The sequence below is a fragment of the Pedobacter changchengzhani genome (genome assembly GCF_004354365.1).
In the GTDB taxonomy this organism is placed as follows: domain Bacteria; phylum Bacteroidota; class Bacteroidia; order Sphingobacteriales; family Sphingobacteriaceae; genus Pedobacter; species Pedobacter changchengzhani.
This window is the reverse complement of sequence record NZ_SJCY01000025.1, coordinates 1-5224: the sequence shown is the minus strand read 5'-3', so window position 1 is coordinate 5224 and position 5224 is coordinate 1. Positions and strand designations below refer to the sequence as shown.

The 5224-nt window shown below is 37.0% G+C and carries 6 protein-coding genes; 3 read left to right on the top strand and 3 right to left on the bottom strand.

Going from position 1 to position 5224, the window contains the following annotated elements; genetic code table 11:
• Positions 1-279, bottom strand: a 279-nt coding sequence (locus EZJ43_RS17410) for an ISAon1 family transposase N-terminal region protein (protein WP_449406372.1), incomplete at its 3' end; no start/stop codon positions are given.
• A gap of 291 nt (positions 280-570) precedes the next feature.
• Between EZJ43_RS17410 and EZJ43_RS16890 the strand changes: the two genes are divergently transcribed.
• A complete protein-coding gene (locus EZJ43_RS16890; RefSeq protein ID WP_133263900.1) occupies positions 571-2109 on the top strand; it encodes a YifB family Mg chelatase-like AAA ATPase in 1539 nt (512 codons plus the stop codon).
• A gap of 127 nt (positions 2110-2236) precedes the next feature.
• Positions 2237-2956: a hypothetical protein gene (locus EZJ43_RS16885; RefSeq protein WP_133263899.1), complete on the top strand. Its 720-nt coding sequence runs from the start codon at positions 2237-2239 to the stop codon at positions 2954-2956.
• Between the two features lie 14 nt (positions 2957-2970).
• On the opposite strand, the gene EZJ43_RS16880 is transcribed toward EZJ43_RS16885, so the two are convergent.
• Both EZJ43_RS16880 and EZJ43_RS16875 read right to left on the bottom strand, forming a co-directional pair.
• Positions 2971-3201 carry a hypothetical protein gene (locus EZJ43_RS16880; RefSeq protein WP_133263898.1) on the bottom strand — a complete coding sequence of 77 codons (231 nt, stop codon included), beginning with the start codon at positions 3199-3201 and terminating at the stop codon, positions 2971-2973.
• Positions 3202-3203: 2 nt separating this feature from the next.
• Positions 3204-3467, bottom strand: a complete 264-nt coding sequence (locus tag EZJ43_RS16875; RefSeq protein WP_207924656.1) for a hypothetical protein — start codon at positions 3465-3467, stop codon at positions 3204-3206.
• Between the two features lie 232 nt (positions 3468-3699).
• Between EZJ43_RS16875 and EZJ43_RS16870 the strand changes: the two genes are divergently transcribed.
• Complete coding sequence (locus EZJ43_RS16870) at positions 3700-5082, top strand: MBL fold metallo-hydrolase RNA specificity domain-containing protein (protein WP_133263896.1); 1383 nt, start codon at positions 3700-3702, stop codon at positions 5080-5082.
• Positions 5083-5224: the final 142 nt, after the last annotated feature.

Genomic DNA, 5224 nt, shown 5'->3' with positions numbered 1-5224 from the left:
AAAGTCATTTTGAATTGTTTTGCCACTCTTTTTATGACGCCACCTCCGCTTTTTAATCCGTAGATAAACCCCTTTACCACGAATGGGAAAATCCTGTATCAGTTTACGCCCTATAAAACCTTTCGATTCATATTCCAAGTGTGAAAATCCATTGGGCAACTCGTTCTTTTCCTCGAAATCTATCAGCCAATACTCCAACTTATCCTTTACAGAGCATAGCTCCTGAAAACCCGAAACATCAAAGTATTCCATCAGCTCTGATGGAAATACGTTCTCTATAAAATTATGTGTAATAGTCTTATGATTTAGTATGCCGAAAGTTAATGTTTTTTTAGTTCTCCCCAGCTTTTACGGTTGACCCGAAAAATGGTGTAACGCTCGAAAGCCCGAATCTATTTTCTCGCAAATCGTTTTCACCTACCACAATGGCGTATAATGTTACTATTCGGCCAACGCATTTCGTGGCAAATTATTGGTGTAAAGGCATCAACTAATTTTCATACATTAGCATAAAACAAATTATTCATCCCCGAATAACATAACATCCCTTTAAAATATTAAAAATCAGTTATGCTGGTAAAAACCTACGGAAGTGCTGTTTTTGGCGTCGATGCGCTTACCATAACAATCGAAGTAAGCATTAGTGGAGGCAACAAATATTTTATGGTTGGCTTGCCAGATAATGCCGTAAAAGAAAGTTTACAACGCGTAGAAAGTGCAATTAATGTTGCTGGTTTTAGAATGCCAAGACAAAAAATAGTGGTAAACCTTGCGCCAGCAGATATTAGGAAAGAGGGCTCTGCCTATGATTTACCAATTGCCGTTGGAATCTTGGCTGCATCAGGGCAAATTCCGTCTGAAGAGCTAGAAAATTACTTTATAATGGGCGAGTTGAGTTTAGATGGCGCAATACAGCCCATAAAAGGCGCACTACCAATTGCCATACAAGCACAAAAAGAAGGTTTTAAAGGTTTTATTTTACCAAAACAAAATGTTAGAGAGGCTGCCATTGTAGATGGCTTAATTGCCTACGGCGTAGAAAATTTGGCTCAAGTGATTAGGTTTTTTAATAAAAAGGAAGAATTAGAACAGGTAAAAATAAATACAAAAGAAGAGTTTTTAAAAAACATTGGCAATTATGAGCACGATTTTGCTGATGTTAAAGGCCAAGAAAATATAAAACGAGCATTAGAAATTGCAGCCGCCGGCGGGCATAATGTAATATTAATTGGCCCTCCTGGTGCAGGTAAAACTATGCTTGCAAAGCGTTTACCAACTATTTTGCCCCCGCTTAATTTATACGAAGCGTTAGAAACAACTAAAATCCATTCGGTTGCAGGCAAACTTTCTGCAGCTGATGCATTAATGACCGTTCGGCCGTACCGTTCGCCGCACCATACTATTTCTGATGTAGCTTTGGTAGGCGGTGGCATGAACCCGCAACCCGGAGAAATATCTTTAGCACATAATGGCGTTTTATTTTTGGATGAACTACCAGAGTTTAAGCGAACGGTTTTGGAGGTAATGCGCCAACCGCTAGAAGATCGAAAAGTGGCCATTGCTAGAGCAAGATTCTCTGTCGAATATCCAGCAAGTTTTATGTTGGTGGCTTCGATGAATCCTTGTCCCTGCGGTTTTTATAACCATCCAGAAAAAGAATGTGTTTGTGCGCCCGGCGTGGTTCAAAAATACCTAAGTAAAATATCTGGTCCTTTGTTAGATAGAATTGACTTACATGTAGAAGTTACGCCTGTTAACTTTTCGGAGTTGGCTTCATCCCGTGAAACGGAAAAAAGTGAAAACATTAGGGCAAGAGTGATTAAGGCTAGAGAAATTCAAGAAAAACGATTTGAAGGTAAAGAAGATTTACATTGTAATGCACAGATGAGTCCGAAAATGGTACGCAAAGTTTGCCACATTACCGAGGCGGGAACAAACTTGCTAAAATCGGCAATGGAGCGTTTAGGACTTTCGGCGCGGGCTTACGATCGTATTTTAAAAGTAGCCAGAACAATTGCCGATTTAGACGAAAGCGAAGATGTGGAGTTAGAACATTTAGCAGAATCTATCAATTATAGAAGCTTAGATAGAGATGGTTGGGCGGGTTAAACTAACTTACTAAATCCTTCATCATGAGCAAAACTTTCAAATAATTCTAGCTGTAAAAAAAAATTAAAACTCAATGCATCAAACCATATATTCACTTATATATTGTTAAGCGCATAGCAACCCAATTATGAAAAATATTTTAATTCTATTGCTAACGATAAGTGCTTTCAACTTAACTGCGCAAACAAATCATCCAAATATTGCGAATACTGGTACCAATACTAATGCTTTCATCCCAAAAGGTTGGAAAATGATTTACCAAGCGCATGGAGATTTGAATAAGGATAATTTAGTGGATGAAGCGCTCATCATCGAAAATACAAATCCAAAAAATATCATCAAAAATGATGGCATGGGTGGAGATAAATTAAATGTAAATCCACGAATTTTATTAATCCTTTTAAAACAAAAAAGTGGTTACCAACTTATTGCTCAGAATCAAAAATTTATCCCAACAGAAAATGATACCGTAACTACATGCCTTACCGACCCATTGCAGGAAACTAAAGCTGTAGACATTTTGCGCGGCGCCTTAGTTTTAAGTTATCAATATTGGCTTAGTTGTGGTTCGTATGAAGTTAGCAGTGTTGATTATACTTTTCGCTACCAAAATAACAAATTTCAGCTAATCGGTTTTGATCAAAGCGGATACAGTAGATCGTCAGGCGAAAAATCAGCCACAAGTATTAATTTTTCTACGCAAAAAATAAGCTCAACTTATGGCGGTAATATGTTTGATGAAAAAGCAGATAAACCTAAAACCACTTGGAAAAAACTTAATTGGAAAAAACTATTAACGCTTGATGAGATGAACGAAGATTGGGCAACGAAGCTCGCTGACTTGTAAATAAATCTACTAACCTATCCTTTGGCCAAAGCCCTGTCTATCAACCGCCCAATATCTTCAACCTCTTTGTTCTCTTCTAAAATAGGAAGGTCGGTTTTATAATCAATGCGCATCCACTTTTTGTTGCTGTTGCGCAAAACTTGGCAGTACTCTGTAGCACCTTTAAAAATGGTAAACGTATCGCCTTCTTCGGGTACAACTTCGTAAATAGTACCGTTTACCTTCATGTAAAATGGATCTAGCATAGTCAGTTTAAATTAGCTTGCTCATCATCTTCTTCCTCTACTTCTGGCACGTACGCTTCAATAGCTTTACCAATTTCATTTACTTCTTTATCTTCATCAAAAATAGGAAGTTCCGTTTTCTCATCCATCTTTAACCAAATTGAAGCGGTATCTTTTAACACCTGCACATATTCTTTTCCATCCTTAAAAATGGTATAGGTATCATTTCCTTCGGGGAAGACTGCGTAATGGGTTTCTCCAACCTCGATATCAAAGGGCTCTTGCATAATTATATTTTTTGTAAAGATAAATATTCATTAAACACAATGTACAAAAATGTGCAGGTAGAAAATTTTGAAGCAAAGCAATCACTTTGTGTAGCGTTATACAAATTGGTATTGTTTTATTTTAAATTTCATCAGTTGCATCAACAAAAAAATTAAAAAATTACTTTTAGTGCGTAAAAATCTCATTCGATTATATTATTTTACACCAAATAACTAACAAAAGATAAAGAAGATGAAGTTAACGTTTTGGGGCGCTGCGCAGCAAGTAACGGGCAGTATGCACTTGTTAGAAATTGACCATTATAAAATACTGATAGACTGTGGCTTAGACTACGAGAAAGAAACCTATCAAGAAGATAACGAAGTTTTCCCATTTGATCCATCGAGTATAAATTTAGTAATTCTTACCCATGCACACATCGATCACTCTGGAAACCTACCCACTTTGGTACGATTAGGTTTTGAAGGGCAGATTTTATGTACGGCGCCAACGGCCGATTTGACATCCATTTTATTATTCGATTCTGTAGAGCTTTTTTTACGGAAGCAAAGTAGGAAACCACGAACAAAAAGAGGAAATTTTAGTGGCCCTAAACCGTTATATCTACACAAACACGTTATGGATACAATCGATAGGTTCGTAAGCATTGCCTTTAACAAGCCATTTCGCATCAACGGCGATATAAGCTTAACATTTATTCCAGTTGGCCACTTACTCGGTGCCGCAGCTGCAATTTTAACTATCAATGAGCATGGCGAGGAAAAGAAAATAGCCTTCTCTGGCGATATTGGTAGAGAGAATTATCCTGTTTTGGTTAAGCCAGAACCTTTACCACAAGTAGATTACTTAGTTTGCGAGGCAACTTATGGCGGTCGTTACCACACAAAAGATCAAACTTTGGAAGAACGATTGGTTAAAGAAATTACCGAAGCCTGTGTTAAAACACCTGGTAGATTAATTATTCCAGCTTTTAGTATAGGTAGAACGCAATCTTTAGTTTTTGCACTAAACCAAATTTTTAACAAGAAACTTTTACCACCTATTCAAATTTTTGTGGATAGCCCAATGGCGTTAAAGGCCACCGATGTTTACCGAAAGCACCACAACTTGGTGAACCAAGAAGCAAAAGATTTTTATAAAACCATGGGTGATGAATTTGAATTTGAACATTTAGCATACGTGCACACCACGAAAGAAAGCAAAGATGTATCTAATTATTTAGATCCATGCATTATCATTTCATCTGCAGGAATGCTCGAAGGTGGCAGAATTCAAGACCATTTATATTATAACATACAAAATTATTACTGCACCATTTTATTTATTGGTTACTGTGCAAAGGGCACATTAGGCAATAAACTGCTCCGTGGAGAATCAATTGTGAGGATTAAAGATAGAGAAATGATGGTGTATGCAACCATTAGGCAAACGGATTTATTAAGCGGACATGGCGACCATGATGATTTAGTAACTGTTGCAAAACAAGCCAATGCAAAAAAGAAAGTGTTTTTAGTACATGGTGAAGAAAAAAGCTTGCTTAGTTTAGCAAGTGCATTAACGGATGAAAATTATAATGTCGCTATACCAGAGAAAGGACAAGTTTTTGATCTGTAAAAAGCCCTTAAAAAGGACACTATCCCTTTAAGTGTGTAAGTTGAAAAGTCACGTTAGGTTTTATATTTTAAGTCTTTGGTCAAATATAATCATAAATTGGTTTAGGACGATTCCCCAGTTTCTGATCGGCATTGTCCATTTT